The sequence below is a fragment of the Pseudomonas sp. 24 E 13 genome (genome assembly GCF_900004715.1).
Lineage (GTDB): Bacteria > Pseudomonadota > Gammaproteobacteria > Pseudomonadales > Pseudomonadaceae > Aquipseudomonas > Aquipseudomonas orientalis_A.
In genome coordinates, this window is the sequence record NZ_CVTO01000152.1 from 11,922 (window position 1) to 29,094 (window position 17,173).

General features: G+C 61.4%; 16 protein-coding genes. 12 read left to right on the top strand and 4 right to left on the bottom strand.

Going from position 1 to position 17,173, the window contains the following annotated elements:
• Window positions 1–196: 196 nt before the first annotated feature.
• Entirely contained in the window at window positions 197–1,750 is a 1,554-nt protein-coding gene (locus tag BFP90_RS22740) for a glycoside hydrolase family 17 protein (protein ID WP_065898033.1), read from the top strand.
• An 80-nt stretch (window positions 1,751–1,830) separates the two neighbouring features.
• On the opposite strand, the gene BFP90_RS22745 is transcribed toward BFP90_RS22740, so the two are convergent.
• The gene (locus BFP90_RS22745; RefSeq protein WP_065898034.1) at window positions 1,831–2,199 is read right to left on the bottom strand and encodes a hypothetical protein; all 369 of its coding nucleotides are present in this window, start codon (window positions 2,197–2,199) and stop codon (window positions 1,831–1,833) included.
• 235 nt (window positions 2,200–2,434) lie between these two features.
• On the opposite strand from BFP90_RS22745, the gene BFP90_RS22750 reads away from it, so the two are divergent.
• On the top strand, window positions 2,435–3,733 hold the full coding sequence (locus BFP90_RS22750; protein ID WP_057722697.1) for a serine/threonine protein kinase: 1,299 nt from the start codon (window positions 2,435–2,437) through the stop codon (window positions 3,731–3,733).
• Window positions 3,726–4,514, top strand: a complete 789-nt coding sequence (locus BFP90_RS22755) for an MlaA family lipoprotein (RefSeq protein WP_065898035.1) — start codon at window positions 3,726–3,728, stop codon at window positions 4,512–4,514. The genes BFP90_RS22750 and BFP90_RS22755 overlap by 8 nt, the downstream gene beginning before the upstream one ends.
• A gap of 217 nt (window positions 4,515–4,731) precedes the next feature.
• On the opposite strand, the gene BFP90_RS22760 is transcribed toward BFP90_RS22755, so the two are convergent.
• Entirely contained in the window at window positions 4,732–5,079 is a 348-nt protein-coding gene (locus BFP90_RS22760) for a DUF805 domain-containing protein (RefSeq protein ID WP_256097507.1), read from the bottom strand.
• Window positions 5,080–5,236: 157 nt separating this feature from the next.
• Window positions 5,237–6,151: a DUF808 domain-containing protein gene (locus BFP90_RS22765; RefSeq protein ID WP_065898036.1), complete on the bottom strand. Its 915-nt coding sequence runs from the start codon at window positions 6,149–6,151 to the stop codon at window positions 5,237–5,239.
• A 135-nt stretch (window positions 6,152–6,286) separates the two neighbouring features.
• Here BFP90_RS22765 and BFP90_RS22770 point away from each other — a divergent pair, with 135 nt between their 5' ends.
• Window positions 6,287–6,892 (top strand): TetR/AcrR family transcriptional regulator, encoded by a 606-nt coding sequence (locus tag BFP90_RS22770; protein WP_065894780.1) that lies wholly within the window; start codon window positions 6,287–6,289, stop codon window positions 6,890–6,892.
• Between the two features lie 135 nt (window positions 6,893–7,027).
• Here BFP90_RS22770 and BFP90_RS22775 read toward each other — a convergent pair whose 3' ends face one another.
• Complete coding sequence (locus BFP90_RS22775) at window positions 7,028–7,468, bottom strand: GlcG/HbpS family heme-binding protein (protein WP_065898037.1); 441 nt, start codon at window positions 7,466–7,468, stop codon at window positions 7,028–7,030.
• A 257-nt stretch (window positions 7,469–7,725) separates the two neighbouring features.
• Here BFP90_RS22775 and gcl point away from each other — a divergent pair, with 257 nt between their 5' ends.
• From gcl to BFP90_RS22815, 8 genes are all read left to right on the top strand, one after another.
• Window positions 7,726–9,501 carry a glyoxylate carboligase gene (gene gcl / locus BFP90_RS22780; RefSeq protein ID WP_065894779.1) on the top strand — a complete coding sequence of 592 codons (1,776 nt, stop codon included), beginning with the start codon at window positions 7,726–7,728 and terminating at the stop codon, window positions 9,499–9,501.
• A gap of 10 nt (window positions 9,502–9,511) precedes the next feature.
• Window positions 9,512–10,294 carry a hydroxypyruvate isomerase gene (hyi, locus tag BFP90_RS22785; RefSeq protein ID WP_065898038.1) on the top strand — a complete coding sequence of 261 codons (783 nt, stop codon included), beginning with the start codon at window positions 9,512–9,514 and terminating at the stop codon, window positions 10,292–10,294.
• A gap of 172 nt (window positions 10,295–10,466) precedes the next feature.
• The gene (locus BFP90_RS22790; RefSeq protein WP_065894777.1) at window positions 10,467–11,357 is read left to right on the top strand and encodes a 2-hydroxy-3-oxopropionate reductase; all 891 of its coding nucleotides are present in this window, start codon (window positions 10,467–10,469) and stop codon (window positions 11,355–11,357) included.
• Between the two features lie 115 nt (window positions 11,358–11,472).
• Window positions 11,473–12,753: a glycerate kinase type-2 family protein gene (locus BFP90_RS22795; RefSeq protein ID WP_065898039.1), complete on the top strand. Its 1,281-nt coding sequence runs from the start codon at window positions 11,473–11,475 to the stop codon at window positions 12,751–12,753.
• The gene (gene pyk / locus BFP90_RS22800; RefSeq protein WP_065898040.1) at window positions 12,743–14,158 is read left to right on the top strand and encodes a pyruvate kinase; all 1,416 of its coding nucleotides are present in this window, start codon (window positions 12,743–12,745) and stop codon (window positions 14,156–14,158) included. Before BFP90_RS22795 ends, pyk begins: the two co-directional genes overlap by 11 nt.
• 138 nt (window positions 14,159–14,296) lie before the next feature.
• The gene (locus tag BFP90_RS22805; RefSeq protein WP_065898041.1) at window positions 14,297–15,172 is read left to right on the top strand and encodes an urea transporter; all 876 of its coding nucleotides are present in this window, start codon (window positions 14,297–14,299) and stop codon (window positions 15,170–15,172) included.
• Window positions 15,173–15,203: 31 nt separating this feature from the next.
• Window positions 15,204–16,028, top strand: coding sequence for an ion transporter (locus BFP90_RS22810; RefSeq protein WP_065885187.1), 825 nt, complete (start codon window positions 15,204–15,206; stop codon window positions 16,026–16,028).
• A gap of 96 nt (window positions 16,029–16,124) precedes the next feature.
• Window positions 16,125–17,129 (top strand): sulfate ABC transporter substrate-binding protein, encoded by a 1,005-nt coding sequence (locus BFP90_RS22815; protein ID WP_065898042.1) that lies wholly within the window; start codon window positions 16,125–16,127, stop codon window positions 17,127–17,129.
• The last annotated feature ends 44 nt before the right edge of the window (window positions 17,130–17,173 follow it).

Here is a 17,173-nt window from a genome sequence, read left to right on the forward strand (position 1 = left end):
ACCTGCCGAGGCCTTTACCCTGCTCTGTCAGCGACCTTGGTTGAGCAGGAAACGACATCACATCGCCAGCAGGACGTTTTGTAGGAGTTATCGTCAGAATCACGCCCGAAGTTTGCATGTCAAAATTATGCAGCCGCACTGGCACGCGCCAAATCCGGGTAAGATGCGCGCCTTTGCTCTCCCAGATAAGCCAACCATGCCCGCGACTGCCCGCTTCCCCGCCCTGCCCTATTTTCTTGCTTTGATCCTGGGTGTGCTCGCCCTTGTCGGCTACTGGTATGGCCTCGGCCGGCCGGTGGTGCTGCCGGATGTGGCGAGCGCCAGCCACAAGCTGCAATGTGCGTCCTATACGCCGTTCGACAAGGACCAATCGCCGTTCGACCAGCCCTTCCAGCTGCGTCCCGAGCGCATGGACGCCGACCTGGCCCTGCTGGCCACACGCTTTGAATGCATTCGCACGTACTCCATGACCGGCCTCGAAGCGTTGCCGCAGATGGCGCGCAAGCATGGCCTGAAGGTGATGGCCGGGGCCTGGGTGAGCAGCGACCCGGTGGCGACTCAAAAGGAAATCGACGAGTTGATCACGGCCGCCAATGCCAACCCGGACGTGGTGACCTCGGTTATCGTCGGCAACGAAGCGCTGTTGCGCAAAGAGGTCACCGCTAAACAGCTGGTGACGCTGATCCAGACCGTCAAGCGCCAGATCAAGCAACCGGTCACCTACGCCGATGTGTGGGAATTCTGGCTGCAGCACCCGGAAATCGCCCCGGCGGTGGACTTCCTGACCATCCACCTGCTGCCGTACTGGGAAGATGAGCCATCCGGCATCGACCAGGCGCTCAAGCATGTAGGCGATGTACGCCAGACCTTCGGCCATAAGTTTGCGCCCAAGGACATTCTGATCGGCGAAACCGGCTGGCCCAGTGAAGGACGCCAGCGCGAAACCGCCGTGCCGAGCCGGGTCAATGAAGCCAGGTTCATGCGTGGCTTTGTCGCCATGGCCGAAGCCAATGGCTGGCGCTACAACCTGATCGAAGCCTTTGACCAGCCGTGGAAACGCGCCAGTGAAGGGGCCGTGGGCGGTTATTGGGGGCTGTTCGATGCAGACCGTCAGGACAAGGGCATCCTCGCAGGGCCGGTGACCAATGTGCCGTACTGGCCGCTATGGCTGGGCGTCGGCGGGATGATTCTGTTGGGGACGTTGGTACTGGGCGGACGAGTCCGTACAACCCGCGCAGCCCTTGCACTGCCATGGCTCGGCGCGATCGCGGCGTGCTCCATCGGCACCTGGGCTGAACTGACCCGCGTGACTGCTCGTTTTAATGATGAGTGGGTGTGGGCCGGCTTGCTGCTGGTATTGAACCTGCTGGTACTGGCCCACGCCGCACTGGCGCTCGGCGCCCGTGATGGCTGGCGTGAGCGGGCATTCAACTGGCTGGAGCAACGGGCGGGCTGGCTGGTGGCGATTGCCGGGTTTGCCGGCGCTGTGATGATGCTCGCGTTGGTGTTCGATCCGCGTTATCGCAGCTTCCCAAGCGCGGCGCTGGTACTGCCGGCCCTGGTGTACCTGGTGCGCCCGGTCACCGGGCCGCGTCGGGAGATTGCGCTGCTGGCCTTTATCATCGGTGCCGGCATTGCGCCGCAGTTGTACCGTGAAGGCTTGTTGAATCAGCAGGCTTGGGGGTGGGCGGTGGTGAGCGTGCTTATGGTTGTGGCTTTGTGCCGTTGTTTGCGGGTGCGCAAGGCCTAACACCGCCATCGGGGGCAAGCCCCCTCCCACATTTGGAATGCGTTCCCCTGTGGGAGGGGGCTTGCCCCCGATTGGCCCTGTCAGACGGCGCGAGGCTTCCTGACCAACCGCAACCCCGCAATCACCACCGCAAACACCGCAAACGTAGTGTTGTACAACGCCAACGCCGGCACCCCGAACACCAACCCCAACACCGCCAGGCCCCACCCCGCACGGTCCGGCACGCAAAACCCCAGCACCGACGTGATCAACGCCGCCCAACCCAGCACCTTGAAATGAATCATCAACCCCAGGTTCGAACGCACCTGGCATTCCCAGCGGCTGGCTTCATCAGCACAAATGCCGACCCACTGCCCATCCTCCATAAAGCCATACCGCGCGGCATAACTGGCCGCCAACCATAATGGCAGGGCGATAAGCAGCAGGATCAATGGCAAACGACGGGACATAGGGCACTCCGATAGGCAAAAACGGCGCTCAGCTTAATCCCCCGGCGGCCGTTAGCAAGGTGTCTGCGCAGATATCTGTTCATCAATGCGTGGCAAAGTGTATCGTCTGCCAGCTATTACTCCGATTCCGACGTTTTTTTCCGACTTTTCGTGCCGAAGGCTGGCACTTCGGTGGCAACGCGGTGGTCATAGCCTGCGAATTTCATTCAGCACCTTTCCTCTTAGGGATTAAGTCATGCTCCGTTCCTTGCGCTGTGCTGCCTTGCTGGGCAGCCTTTTTTTGAGTGCGTCAGCACTGGCCGTCGATATCGACCAGGCCAGCTATGGCTACCCTTTGACGAACCCGTTCGAAGCGACCATTGCCACCACTCCACCCGATCTTCGGCCCACGTTGCCGACCGACGACGAGATCAATCAATCCGATTACACCTTGAACATGCGTCCCGAGCGCGAGTTCAGCCTGCCGGACAATTTCTGGGCGGTGAAGAAACTCACCTACCGCATCGCCAAGCAGGACCGCGCCGCGCCATTGATCTTTCTGATCGCCGGTACCGGTGCGCGCTTCGACAGCAGCATCAACGAATACCTCAAGAAGCTGTATTACCAGGCCGGCTACCACGTGGTGCAGCTGTCATCGCCGACCAGCTTCGACTTCATCAGCGCCGCATCGCGCTTCGCCACTCCGGGTATCACACAGGAAGACGCCGAAGACATGTACCGCGTGATGCAGGCCGTGCGTGCGCAGAACGCTTCGTTGCCGGTGACTGATTTCTACCTCACCGGGTACAGCCTGGGCGCCCTGGATGCTGCCTTTGTCAGCAAGCTCGACGAAACCCGTCGCAGCTTCAACTTCAAGAAAGTGCTGCTGCTCAACCCTCCGGTCAACCTCTACACGTCGATCACCAACCTCGACAAGCTGGTCCAGACCGAGGTCAAGGGCATCAACAACACCACCACCTTCTATGAACTGGTGTTGAGCAAGCTGACCCGCTACTTCCAGCAAAAGGGCTACATTGACCTCAATGACGCCCTGCTCTACGACTTCCAACAGTCCAAGCAGCACCTGACCAACGAACAGATGGCCATGCTGATCGGCACCTCGTTCCGCTTCTCGGCTGCCGATATCGCCTTTACCTCGGACCTGATCAACCGCCGCGGCCTGATCATCCCGCCCAAATACCCGATCACCGAAGGCACCAGCCTCACGCCGTTCCTCAAGCGTGCCCTGCAGTGCGACTTTGACTGCTACCTCACCGAACAGGTAATCCCGATGTGGCGCGCCCGTTCCGACGGCGGCAGTCTGCTGCAACTGGTGGACCAGGTGAGCCTGTATGCGCTCAAGGACTACCTGCATGCCAGCCCGAAGATCGCCGTGATGCACAACGCCGACGACGTGATCCTTGGCCCGGGCGACCTGGGTTTCCTGCGTAAAACCTTCGGCGATCGCTTGACCGTCTACCCGCTGGGCGGCCACTGCGGCAACCTCAATTACCGCGTCAACGCCGACGCCATGCTGGAGTTCTTCCGTGGCTAAATATCTTCTGCTGCTTGCCGCACTGATGTGCGCAGGCGTGGCCAATGCCGACAACAGCAAGGCCCACGAACCGGTCAAGATCGATGCCGACGGCTTCAAGGAGCCGTTGACCAAACTCAAGTTCAACGCAGGCCTGGACCAGCGTGAATTCGAGCGTTCGTCGCTGACCGCGCTCAACGTGTATGACCCGCTGGAGTCGTGGAACCGCCGCGTTTACCACTTCAACTATCGCTTCGACCAGTGGGTGTTCCTGCCGGTGGTGGACGGTTACCGCTACGTCACCCCAAGCTTCCTGCGCACCGGCGTAAGCAACTTCTTCAACAACCTGGGCGACGTGCCCAACCTGTTGAACAGCCTGCTGCAACTCAAGGGCCATCGCTCCCTGGAGACCACCGGACGCCTGCTCGTCAACACCACCATCGGCATCGCCGGCCTGTGGGACCCGGCCACCGCCATGGGCCTGCCGCGCCAGAGCGAAGACTTCGGTCAGACCCTGGGCTTCTACGGCGTGCCCGGCGGCGCTTATGTGGTATTGCCGATCTTCGGCCCGTCGAACCTGCGCGACACCGGCGGCCTGCTGGTGGACTACACCGCCGAGTCGCAGATCAACTTCCTCAACGTCTCCGAAGTCAGCTCCAACCACCCGGAAATCTGGGCCCTGCGTGCGGTCGACAGGCGCTACCAGACCAGCTTCCGGTATGGGCAGATGAACTCGCCGTTCGAGTATGAGAAGGTGCGCTACATCTACACCGAGTCGCGCAAGTTGCAGATTGCCGAGTAAACAGCGCCCCTTAGATCGTTCCCACGCTCCGCGTGGGAATGCCAACCAGGACGCTCCGCGTCCCGCTTTCAGCGCAAAACCCAGCATCTGCGCAATGGTGACGCGGAGCGTCACGGGATGCATTCCCACGCGGAGCGAGGGAACGATCATCTCCTGACCACAAAAAAGGCCATTCAATCGAATGGCCTTTTTTATTGCACTGGCTTTACTCAGTTACTCAGCTGACATTTTTACCAGGAGGCACACCGTAATCGTTATCCCCCTTATCGCCCTGAGTGAACAACTGGATGGACACCATTATAAAACCAACGACCGGTATCAAAAGCCAAAGTGCATACGCCCCGGTGATGTTCACATCATGAAGCCTCCGGAATGTCACTGACACCGCTGGGGGGATCATAAAGAGCACATAAAAGCCAAATGAGACGATAAACCAAGGGCTCGAAGAAACATCTGCCAGGTACGCTATCAAAATAGAGCCCCACATCACCACGATGTCCATCATTACAAACGCCCAGTACTCTCTTCTACAGGCTCGCCCACTGAACTTGATATAGTTTTTCACCGCTTGAAAACACCAGTTCATCCCTAACCCCCTGTCGATCCATATTTTATCGCGCCCCTTCACATGAAAAAGCGTGACGCATCCTATAAATGCTTGGAAAACCGAACTGTAGGACTAAGCTTAAACAGCTTTTCAAACGGTACTCGATGCGAACTAATCAGCGCTTGGCGACTCGCCATAGCTTGCCAAGTGCCTGAACTACGACCAACACCACAGCCCCTGCAATAATCCCCGCCACCGCATTCAACAACGTCGGCATCAACCACGCCAGCGCCCCGCTGTTCTGGCTCACGGTTTCGATCCAGTGATGCACCACCGGCACGCCATGGGTGAGGATGCCGCCGCCGACCATGAACATCGCCGCCGTACCGATCACCGACAGGCTCTTCATCATGTAAGGCGCCGCAGTGAGGATGGCGCCGCCGATAGTGCGTGCCACTTGGCCCGGTTTCTGTGTCAGCCACAGCCCCAAGTCATCGAGTTTGACGATACCCGCCACCAGCCCGTAAACGCCGGCGGTCATGACGATGGCGATGCCCGACAGCACGATCACCTGCTGCGTCAACGCCGCATCGGCCACGATGCCGAGGGTGATGGCGATGATTTCGGCCGATAGAATGAAGTCGGTACGGATCGCGCCCTTGATCTTGTCCTTTTCGAAGGCCACCAGGTCGGTCGCCGGGTCGGCCACCGCTTCGGTCAACTGCGCATGTCCGGCCTGGTCTTCAGCTTTGCTGTGCAGAAATTTGTGCGCAAGTTTTTCGAACCCTTCGAAACACAGGTAGGCGCCGCCCAGCATCAACAGCGGTGTCACCGCCCAGGGGGCGAAGGCGCTGATCAACAGTGCGGTCGGCACCAGGATCAACTTGTTGACGAACGAGCCCTTGGCCACCGCCCACACCACGGGAATTTCCCGCTCGGCGCGCACGCCGGAGACTTGCTGGGCATTGAGCGCCAGGTCATCGCCGAGTACACCCGAAGTCTTCTTCGCCGCCATTTTTGTCATCAGTGCAACGTCATCGAGTACCGCGGCGATATCGTCGAGCAAAACCAACAAGCTGCTTCCTGCCATGAATCGGGTATCCGTTAAGTGAGAGATGAGGCGAGCATAGCGCGGCGCACTGCTGAGCGGGCACATTGTTGAGGCGCGCGGATGGCCGGTGCTACCATGCGCCACCGCCTGTCATGGCAAGGAAACGTCCGGTTTATGAGCAGCATTCGCGAGCGCAACAAAGAAAAGATCCTGCGGGCGGCGAGCGAGGAGTTTGCCGACAAGGGCTTCGCCGCGACCAAAACCAGCGACATCGCCGCCAAGGCCGGGCTGCCCAAGCCCAACGTCTACTATTACTTCAAGTCCAAGGACAACCTCTACCGCGAGGTGCTTGAGAGCATTATCGAGCCGATCCTGGCCGCTTCCACGCCGTTCAATCCCGAGGGCGACCCCAAGGAAGTGTTGAGCAACTATATCCGCTCGAAAATCCGTATCTCCCGCGACCTGCCGTTTGCTTCCAAGGTGTTCGCCAGTGAAATCATGCACGGCGCGCCGCACCTCAGCGCCGAACAGGTCGAACAGCTCAATGCCCAGGCCAGGCACAATATCGACTGCATTCAGAGCTGGGTGGAGCGCGGCCTCATCGCGAAGATCGAGCCTAATCACCTGATGTTCAGTATCTGGGCAGCGACCCAGACCTACGCGGATTTCGACTGGCAGATCTCGGCGGTGACCGGCAAGGCCAAGTTGGATGAGGCCGATTATGAAGCGGCGGCGCAGACGATTATTCGGTTGGTGCTCAAGGGGTGTGAGCCGGACTGATAGACCGCAGTGCCTGTGCCAATCGGGGGCAAGCCCCCTCCCACACTTGATTGGGTTCACATATTTTCATTTGTGAATACATTCAAATGTGGGAGGGGGCTTGCCCCCGATGCGGTCTTTAGGATCACCCAGGAATCAGGCTGACACCCCCGCATCCGCCATCAACCCCACCCCTTCGATCGCCGTGATCGCGCACTGCTCGTCAATATCCGACGTATCCCCGCTGACCCCGATCGCCCCCAGCACCACGCCGTCCTGATTGCGAATCAACACCCCACCCGGCGCCGGCACCACACTGCCCTGCCCCAGGCTGTTCAGCGCCGCGATGAACGCCGGCCGCTGCTGCGCATCCAGCGCCAGCAGACGTGAGCCTTTGCCCAGGGCAATCGCGCCCCAGGCTTTGCCGATGGCGATCTGCGGGCGCAGCAGGCTCGCGCCGTCTTCGCGTTGCAGGGCGACCAGGTGCCCGCCACTGTCGAGCACCGCGATGGTCAACGGCGCGGCGGCAATGGTGCGGCCCGCAGCGAGGGCCTGGCTGGCCAGTTGGGTGGCAATCTTCAAGGTTAAAGCGCTCATGGTGCCGTCCTTCTTTTGTTATTGGGAATACGTTGGAGCGTCTGTTTGATCAGATGCCGGATCGAACAAATAGAACACAATGATATTTGTTTTTGTATACAATATTTCCAAACAAAGCTTCCATACGTCGAAAAAATTGATTCAGACGAACGCAAAGCTCAGTTTATGAAATGCATTGACCTACGCCGCTCGCCGTGAATACACTTTGTACAGACACCACTTGTATACAATTACAAAACGCAAGAGGCACCAAAACCATGAGCAAAATGAGAGCAATCGAAGCCGCCGTCCTGGTGATGCGCCGTGAAGGGGTGGACACCGCCTTCGGTATCCCGGGCGCCGCAATCAACCCGCTGTATTCGGCCTTGCAGAAGGTGGGTGGCATCGATCACGTCCTTGCTCGCCACGTTGAAGGCGCCTCACACATGGCCGAGGGCTACACCCGCACCAAGGCCGGCAACATCGGCGTGTGCATCGGCACCTCGGGCCCGGCAGGCACCGACATGGTCACCGGCCTGTACAGCGCCTCGGCCGATTCGATCCCGATCCTGTGCATCACCGGGCAAGCGCCGCGCGCCCGGATGCACAAGGAAGATTTCCAGGCCGTGGACATCACCAGCATCGTCAAGCCGGTGACCAAGTGGGCGACCACCGTCCTGGAGCCCGGCCAGGTGCCCTACGCGTTTCAAAAAGCTTTTTATGAGATGCGCTCCGGCCGCCCCGGCCCGGTCTTGATCGACTTGCCGTTCGACGTACAAATGGCCGAGATCGAATTCGACATCGACGCCTACCAACCGCTGCCCCTGGCCAAGCCTTTGGCTACCCGCATCCAGGTGGAGAAGGCCCTGGCCCTGCTCGACCAGGCAGAGCGCCCTTTGCTGGTCAGCGGCGGTGGCGTGATCAACGCCGACGCCAGCGAGTTGCTGGTGGAATTCGCCGAGCTGACGGGCATCCCGGTAATTCCGACCCTGATGGGCTGGGGCACTATCCCTGACGATCACCCGCTGATGGTGGGCATGGTCGGCCTGCAGACGTCCCATCGTTACGGCAACGCGACGATGCTCAAGTCCGACGTGGTCCTGGGTATCGGTAACCGCTGGGCCAACCGCCACACCGGTTCGGTGGAGGTGTATACCGAAGGCCGCAAGTTCATCCACGTCGACATCGAACCGACGCAGATCGGCCGCGTGTTCACCCCGGACCTGGGCATCGTGTCCGACGCCGGTTCCGCGCTGACGATGTTCATCGAAGTGGCCCGCGAGTGGAAAGCCGCCGGCAAGCTCAAGGACCGCAGCGCCTGGCTGCATGACTGCCAGCAGCGCAAGGCCACCCTGCACCGCAAGACTCACTTCGACAACGTACCGGTCAAGCCGCAACGGGTGTACGAAGAGATGAACCAGGTGTTCGGCAAAGACACCTGCTACGTCAGCACCATCGGCCTGTCGCAAATTGCCGGCGCGCAGTTCCTCCACGTCTACAAACCACGCCACTGGATCAACTGCGGCCAGGCGGGCCCACTGGGCTGGACCATTCCGGCGGCGCTCGGGGTGGTCAAGGCCGACCCGAGCCGCAAGGTGGTGGCGCTCTCTGGCGACTACGACTTCCAGTTCATGATCGAAGAGCTGGCCGTCGGCGCGCAGTTCAAGCTGCCGTATATCCACGTGGTGGTGAACAACTCGTATCTGGGGCTGATCCGCCAGGCACAACGCGGTTTTGAAATGGACTACTGCGTGCAGTTGTCTTTCGACAACCTCAACGCCCCGGAACTCAACGGCTATGGCGTCGACCATGTGGCCGTCGCCGAGGGACTGGGTTGCAAGGCGCTGCGTGTGTTCGAGCCGAGCCAGATCCAGCCGGCGCTGCGCCGCGCCCAGGAAATGATCGAAGAATTCAAGGTGCCGGTGATCGTTGAGATTATTCTGGAACGGGTGACCAATATTTCCATGGGCACCGAGATCAACGCCGTCAACGAATTCGAAGACCTGGCCCTGGTCGGCAACGACGCACCGACCGCCATTTCCCTGCTCGATTAAGGAGAACCCTATGCCGCGCTTTGCCGCCAACCTGTCCATGCTGTTTACCGAACAGGAATTCCTTGCCCGCTTCAAAGCGGCCGCCGATGCGGGCTTCGAAGGTGTGGAATACCTGTTCCCGTATGAGTTCAGTTCAGCCGACATCAAGGCGCAGCTCGACGCCAACGGCCTGACCCAGGTGCTGTTCAACCTGCCCGCCGGGGACTGGGCCAAAGGCGAGCGCGGCCTGGCCTGCCACGCCGACCGGGTCGAAGAATTCCGCGCCGGGGTCAAGCTGGCCATCGCCTACGCCCAGGTCCTGGGCAATACCCAGGTCAACTGCCTGGCGGGTATTGCGCCGCAAGGCGTGGATAACGAAACCGTGGAAAAGACTTTCGTCGCCAACCTCAAGTACGCCGCCAACGCGTTGCAGGCGGCGGGCATCAAGCTGGTGATGGAGATGATCAACACCCGCGACATCCCCGGGTTCTACCTGAACAACACCGCCCAGGCCCTGTCGATTCGCGAGCAGGTGGGCAGTGACAATCTGTTCCTGCAGTACGACATCTATCACATGCAAATCATGGAAGGCGATTTGGCCCGAACCATGGCGACGCACCTGGAGGTCATCAACCATATCCAGCTGGCGGACAACCCGGGGCGTAATGAGCCGGGGACGGGGGAGATCAATTACCGGTTCCTGTTCGAGCATTTGGATCGGATTGGCTACACGGGTTGGGTCGGTTGCGAATACAAGCCGCTGACCACTACCGAAGCGGGTTTGGGTTGGCTCAAAACCCATAACGCCATCTAACAGACACCGGCAGCTTATGTGGGAGGGGGCTTGCCCCCGATAGCAGTGGTTCAGTCACATCATCTACACCTGACACACCGCAATCGGGGGCAAGCCCCCTCCCACATTGGACCGCTGTGTCTGGCAGACCTCAAACACGTTTGCCTACCGAATAAAAAAGAGGACCTCATAAATGGCTAAAATCGGATTTATCGGCACCGGCATCATGGGCCAACCCATGGCCGCCAACCTGCAGAAAGCAGGTCATCAATTGTTTCTTTCCGAGCATCACGGCAACGCGCCCGCCGAGCTGATCGCTGCCGGCGCGGTGGCGCTGGCCAACCCGCAGCAAGTGGCCCAGGAAGCCGAGTTCATTATCGTGATGGTGCCCGACACCCCTCAGGTCGAAGACGTGCTGTTCCGGGCTGACGGCGTGGCCGCCGGGCTGTCGCCCCATAAAGTGGTGATCGACATGAGTTCGATCTCCCCCACCGCCACCAAGGCGTTCGCGGCCAAGGTCAACGAGACCGGCGCGCAGTATCTGGATGCCCCGGTGTCCGGTGGTGAAGTCGGCGCCAAGGCCGGCACGCTGAGCATCATGATTGGTGGCGAGCCGCAGACCTTCGAGCGCGCCCTGCCGCTGTTCCAGGCCATGGGCAAGAACATCACCCTGGTCGGCGGCAACGGCGATGGCCAGACCGCCAAGGTCGCCAACCAGATCATTGTCGCGCTGAATATCCAGGCGGTGGCCGAAGCGCTGCTGTTCGCCTCGAAAAATGGCGCGGACCCGGCCAAGGTGCGTGAAGCGCTGATGGGCGGTTTTGCGTCGTCGAAGATTCTCGAAGTGCATGGCGAACGCATGATCAAGGGCACCTTCGACCCGGGTTTCCGCATCAACCTGCACCAGAAGGACTTGAACCTGGCCCTGGCCGGGGCCAAGGAGTTGGGGATCAACCTGCCTAACACCGCCGGCACCCAGCAAGTGTTCAGTACCTGCGCCGCGCTTGGCGGCGGCAACTGGGACCATTCGGCGCTGATCAAGGGCCTGGAGCATATGGCGAATTTCTCGATTCGCGATAAATAAGCTGCAATGAAATGCAAATCCGTGTGGGAGGGGGGCAAGCCCCCTCCCACATTTGCCCCTCATTTCATAGCTGGACTGTTGCATCCCTAATAACAAGATTCCCCGGAGCCCGCTTATGTCGGTCGATCCGCAACACCTGCTTCGCGAGCTGTTTGCCACAGCCATCGACGCCGCCCACCCCCGGCAAGTCCTTGAACCTTACCTGCCCGCCGACCGCAGCGGCCGAGTGATCGTGATCGGCGCCGGCAAGGCCGCCGCCGCCATGGCGCTGGTCGTGGAGCACTGCTGGCAGGGTGAGGTCAGCGGCCTGGTCGTCACCCGCTACGGCCACGGTGCACCGTGCAAGAAAATCGAAGTGGTAGAGGCCGCGCATCCCGTGCCCGACGCTGCCGGCCTGGCCGTGGCCAAACGCGTGCTGGACCTGATCAGTGACCTGAACGAACACGATCGCGTGATCTTCCTGCTCTCCGGTGGCGGCTCCGCCTTGCTCGCCCTGCCCGCCGACGGCATCACCCTGGCCGACAAGCAAAGCCTCAACAAAGCCCTGCTCAAGTCCGGCGCCACCATTGGCGAGATGAATTGCGTGCGCAAGCACCTGTCAGCGATCAAGGGTGGACGGTTGGCGAAGGCCGCGTGGCCCGCCACGGTCTACACCTACGCGATTTCCGATGTGCCGGGCGACCTCGCCACGGTAATCGCTTCCGGCCCTACCGTCGGTGACCCCAGCACCTCGCAACAGGCCCTGGCGATCCTCAAGCGCTACGGCATCGACATCCCGGCCTCGGTGCGCAGTTGGCTGCAAGACCCCGCCTCGGAAACCGTCAAGCCCGGCGACCCGCTGCTGGCGCGCAGCCACTTCCAATTGATCGCCCGGCCGCAGCAATCCCTGGAAGCGGTGGCGGTTAAAGTGCGCCAGGCCGGTTTCAGCCCGCTGATCCTCGGCGACCTCGAAGGTGAAGCGCGCGAGGTGGCCAAGGTGCACGCCGGCATCGCCCGGCAAATCGTGCAGCACGGCCAGCCGTTGGCGGCGCCGTGCGTGATCCTCTCCGGCGGCGAAACCACCGTCACCGTGCGCGGCAATGGCCGTGGCGGGCGCAACGCGGAATTTTTGCTCAGCCTCACCGACAGCCTCAAGGGCCTGCCCGGCGTCTACGCCCTGGCCGGCGACACCGACGGCATCGACGGCTCGGAAGACAACGCCGGCGCGCTCATGACCCCGTGCAGCTACCGCCGTGCCGAAGCCCTGGGCCTGAGCGCCAGCGACGAGTTGGATAACAACAACGGCTACGGCTATTTCGCCGCCCTGGGCGACTTGATCGTCACCGAGCCGACCCGCACCAACGTCAACGACTTCCGCGCCATCCTGATCCTTGAGACCGCCAAACATGACGCCTGACAAGAAGGTCAAAATCCTCGCCACCCTGGGCCCGGCCACCGATGGAATCGATGACATCCGCGAGCTGGTGCAGGCCGGGGTAAATATCTTTCGCCTCAACTTCAGCCACGGCGATCACGCCGATCACGCGCAGCGTTACCAGTGGATTCGCCAGGTAGAGCGCCAACTGAATTACCCGCTGGGCATCCTCATGGACCTGCAAGGGCCCAAGCTGCGCGTCGGGCGCTTTGCCGAGGGCAAGGTGCAACTGGTGCGCGGCCAGGCGCTGCGCCTGGACCTGGATGAAACACCGGGCGATCAACGCCGGGTCAACCTGCCCCACCCGGAAATCATCGCGGCACTGGAGCCCGGCATGGACCTGTTGCTGGACGACGGCAAGCTGCGCCTGCGCGTCATCACCCGGCACGCCGACGCCATCGACACCACCGTGCTCAATGGTGGCGAGCTGTCCGACCGCAAAGGTGTGAATGTGCCCCAGGCACTGTTGCAACTCAGCCCGCTGACCGCCAAGGACCGTCGCGACCTGAGCTTTGGCCTGGAGCTGGGCGTGGACTGGGTGGCGCTGTCGTTCGTGCAGCGCCCGGGAGATATCCGCGAAGCCCGCGCACTGATCGGCGACAGGGCATTCCTGATGGCCAAGATCGAGAAGCCCTCGGCGGTGCAACAACTGCGCGAAATCGCCGAATTGAGTGACGCGATCATGGTGGCCCGTGGCGACCTGGGCGTGGAAGTGCCGGCCGAAAGCGTGCCGCACATCCAGAAGGACATCATCAAGACCTGCCGCCAACTGGGTAAACCGGTGGTGGTGGCGACCCAGATGCTTGAGTCCATGCGTTTCTCTCCGGCACCGACCCGCGCCGAAGTCACCGACGTGGCCAATGCGGTGGCCGAAGGGGCGGATGCGCTGATGCTGTCGGCCGAAACGGCCTCGGGCGAATACCCGCTGGAAGCCGTGCAGATGATGAGCAAGATCATCCGCCAGGTGGAAAACGGCCCGGATTACCAGGCCCAGCTGGATGTCAGCCGGCCCGGGGCGGATGCCACGGTGTCGGACGCCATCAGCTGCGCGATCCGCCGCATCAGCAGCATCCTGCCGGTGGCGGTGCTGGTGAACTACAGCGAGTCGGGCGCCTCCAGCCTGCGCGCGGCACGGGAGCGGCCGGTGGCGCCGATCCTCACGCTCACGCCAAACCTGTCCACGGCGCGGCGCCTGAGCGTGGCGTGGGGGGTGCACTCGGTGGTCAATGATCGGCTTCGGCAGGTGGATGAGGTGTGTTCCACCGCGCTTGAGATCGCCCAGGCTCAGGGCATGGCGCAGCGTGGGGATACGTTGGTGATTACTGCGGGGGTGCCATTTGGGCAGTTGGGGTCGACCAATTCCTTGCGTATCGAAACCCTGATTTAACGTCTGTTCGGGCCTCATCGGGGGCAAGCCCCCTCCCACACTTGATTGGGTTCACATAGTTGCGATTGTGAATGCAGGCCAATGTGGGAGGGGGCTTGCCCCCGATAGGCACAACTCGGTCTCATTGACGCCCCTCCAATGCACAATCCAACCTGCCCCGACTGGGCCGAAGCCCTGCTCAACGGCTTCAGCCAGATCTTTCTCCAGCGCCATCCGCTGTGCGGCCTGCTGTGCCTGTTGGCGATCCTGATCGGCGCGCCGGGGTTGCTCGGCGGCGCATTGCTGGGTGGCGTCGCAGGCTTGCTCACGGCGCAGCGCCGGGGCTACCCCAAGGCTGAACGCCAGGCCGGGCTGTACAGCTACAACGGCGTATTGCTGGGTGTGTTGATCAGCCAGCAGCTCGCCTGGTCGGCCCTGGTGGTGCCGCTGATCCTGGCCTGTGGCGGCTTGAGCGCAATGCTGGTGCGGCAGTGGTCGAAATACGCCGCCCACCCCCAGGATCTGCCCGCCTACACCACACCCTTTGTCAGCCTGGGCTGGTTGTTGCTGGGCAACATCGCGCCCGCGACCTTGGCCCTGAGCGAGCCCGAGCCCCTGACGGTAATCGCTGCGCCATTCACCGGCCTGGCGCAAGTGATGCTGTTGGACCAGCCCCTGGCCGGAGCCTTGATTGCGCTCGGCCTGCTGCTGGCTGATCGGCGCGCCGCCTTATGGGCACTCAGCGGCGCCATCGCCGGCGTGCCGGTCGCCTTGCTGCTGGGCGAAACCAGCGGCGCCCTGCTCGGCCTGCACAGCTATAACCCGGCGCTCGCCGCCCTGGCACTGAGCCAGGCGCGCCGCGAGCCCTGGTTGCCGCTGATCGGCATCGTCCTGGCAATCATGCTCACCCCCGGCTTCGCCGCCCTGCACCTGCCGGCGCTGACGGCGCCCTTCATTCTGACCTGCTGGCTGGTGCGCGCCAGCCAGCGAATACTGCGCAAGCCGCGCATGGACAGTCCGTACGAATCCCCCTAGGCTTTGCCGATATTCAATTCGAGCGGGATTTATGGACAGCAACAACGACTGGCGCCAGCGGCTCTACGTGATGGTTTTCCAAAGCGACACCGTCGCCGGGCGGCGCTTTGACGGCATCCTGTTGTTGATCATCCTCGCCAGCCTGGTGATCGTGATGCTCGACAGCATCGACGAAATCCACCAGAACTACGCTGACGTGCTGGCCTATATCGAGTGGGGCTTCACGCTGATCTTCGCCATCGAGTACGGCCTGCGCCTGTACTGCTCGCCCAAGCCCTTGCGCTACGCCTTCAGTTTTTACGGCCTGGTGGATCTGCTCGCGATCGTGCCCGGCATCCTCGCGCTGTACTACAGCGACGCGCAGTACCTGCTGATTATCCGCATCATCCGCATGCTGAGGATCTTCCGCGTCCTCAAGCTCAGTCCGTACCTCAAGCAGGCCAACTACCTGATGGCGGCGCTGCGCGGCAGCAAACAGAAGATCGTGGTGTTCCTGGTCAGCGTGTGCACCCTGGTGACAGTGTTCGGCACCCTGATGTACGTGATCGAGGGCCCGGAGCACGGGTTTACCAGCATTCCCAAGGGCATCTATTGGGCGATCGTGACACTCACCACCGTGGGCTTTGGCGATATCGTGCCCAAGACCCCGCTGGGCCAGGTGATTTCCTCGCTGGTGATGATTACCGGCTACTCGATTATTGCCGTGCCGACCGGGATATTCACCGCCGAGCTGGCCAGTGCCATGCGCGGTGAACAGCTGCAGACCGATTGTCCGGTGTGCAAGAAGAACAGCCACGAGCCGAATGCGGCGTTTTGTTCACGCTGTGGCAGCAACCTGTTTAAGAAAGTGGAATAAGCAAAGTTCTTTTTAATCTTTAAGCGACTATGCAGCCCCGGCTATAGTCGCTGGCATTGTGCCTCCCCCCTCCTCTCGAACAACAAGGAATGAGCAGTGAAAAACATCCTCAGCGCCTCCCTCCTGGCCGCCGGCCTGGCCCTGGCCGGCGCCGTCCAGGCGGCTCCGGTCACTCTGCTCAACGTCTCCTACGACGTGATGCGTGATTTCTACAAAGACTACAACGCCGCCTTCCAGAAGCATTGGGACGCCGAGCACCCGAATGACAAGCTGACCCTGCAGATGTCCTTCGGCGGCTCCAGCAAACAAGCGCGCTCGGTGATCGACGGCCTGCCGGCGGACGTGATTACCATGAACATGGCGACCGACATCAACGCCCTGGCCGACAACGGCAAGCTCGTACCGGACAACTGGGTCACCCGCCTGCCGAACAACAGTGCGCCGTTCACCTCGGCCACTGTCTTTATCGTGCGCAAGGGCAACCCGAAAGCCCTGAAAGATTGGCCGGATCTGCTCAAGGACGGCGTGCAAGTGATCGTACCCAACCCGAAGACCTCGGGTAACGGCCGCTACACCTACCTGTCGGCCTGGGGCTATGTGCTGAAGAACGGCGGCGACGAAGAAAAAGCCAAGGCCTTTGTCGGCAAGCTGTTCAAACAAGCGCCGGTACTCGACACCGGTGGCCGGGCCGCGACGACCACCTTCATGACCAACCAGATCGGCGACGTGCTGGTGACCTTTGAGAACGAAGCGGAAATGATCGCCCGTGAATTCGGTCGTGATCAGTTCGAAGTGATCTACCCAAGCGTGTCCGCCGAGGCCGAGCCGCCGGTGTCGGTGGTGGACAAAGTGGTCGAGAAGAAAGGCACCCGCGCCGCCGCCGAAGACTACCTGAAGTACCTGTGGTCGCCGGAAGGCCAGGAAATCGCCGCCAACAACTACCTGCGCCCGCGTGACCCGAACGTGCTGGCCAAGTACACCGACCGTTTCCCGAAAGTCGACTTCCTGTCGGTGGAGAAGACCTTTGGTGACTGGCGCACCGTGCAGAAAACCCACTTCAACGATGGCGGGGTGTTTGACCAGATTTACACCGGCCAATAAACGTTCGGGCTGAATAAACACAGTCAGAACTGTGGGAGGGGGCC

Excerpts from the sequence above, each read along its gene's own strand:
- BFP90_RS22740 (WP_065898033.1), top strand. The coding sequence starts at position 197 with ATGCCCGCGACTGCCCGCTTCCCCGCCCTGCCCTATTTTCTTGCTTTG.
- hyi (WP_065898038.1), top strand. The coding sequence starts at position 9,512 with ATGCCGCGCTTTGCCGCCAACCTGTCCATGCTGTTTACCGAACAGGAA.
- BFP90_RS22805 (WP_065898041.1), top strand. The coding sequence starts at position 14,297 with ATGCACAATCCAACCTGCCCCGACTGGGCCGAAGCCCTGCTCAACGGC.
- BFP90_RS22790 (WP_065894777.1), top strand. The coding sequence starts at position 10,467 with ATGGCTAAAATCGGATTTATCGGCACCGGCATCATGGGCCAACCCATG.
- BFP90_RS22770 (WP_065894780.1), top strand. The coding sequence starts at position 6,287 with ATGAGCAGCATTCGCGAGCGCAACAAAGAAAAGATCCTGCGGGCGGCG.
- BFP90_RS22775 (WP_065898037.1), bottom strand. The coding sequence starts at position 7,468 with ATGAGCGCTTTAACCTTGAAGATTGCCACCCAACTGGCCAGCCAGGCC.
- gcl (WP_065894779.1), top strand. The coding sequence starts at position 7,726 with ATGAGCAAAATGAGAGCAATCGAAGCCGCCGTCCTGGTGATGCGCCGT.
- pyk (WP_065898040.1), top strand. The coding sequence starts at position 12,743 with ATGACGCCTGACAAGAAGGTCAAAATCCTCGCCACCCTGGGCCCGGCC.
- BFP90_RS22765 (WP_065898036.1), bottom strand. The coding sequence starts at position 6,151 with ATGGCAGGAAGCAGCTTGTTGGTTTTGCTCGACGATATCGCCGCGGTA.
- BFP90_RS22810 (WP_065885187.1), top strand. The coding sequence starts at position 15,204 with ATGGACAGCAACAACGACTGGCGCCAGCGGCTCTACGTGATGGTTTTC.
- BFP90_RS22750 (WP_057722697.1), top strand. The coding sequence starts at position 2,435 with ATGCTCCGTTCCTTGCGCTGTGCTGCCTTGCTGGGCAGCCTTTTTTTG.
- BFP90_RS22795 (WP_065898039.1), top strand. The coding sequence starts at position 11,473 with ATGTCGGTCGATCCGCAACACCTGCTTCGCGAGCTGTTTGCCACAGCC.
- BFP90_RS22745 (WP_065898034.1), bottom strand. The coding sequence starts at position 2,199 with ATGTCCCGTCGTTTGCCATTGATCCTGCTGCTTATCGCCCTGCCATTA.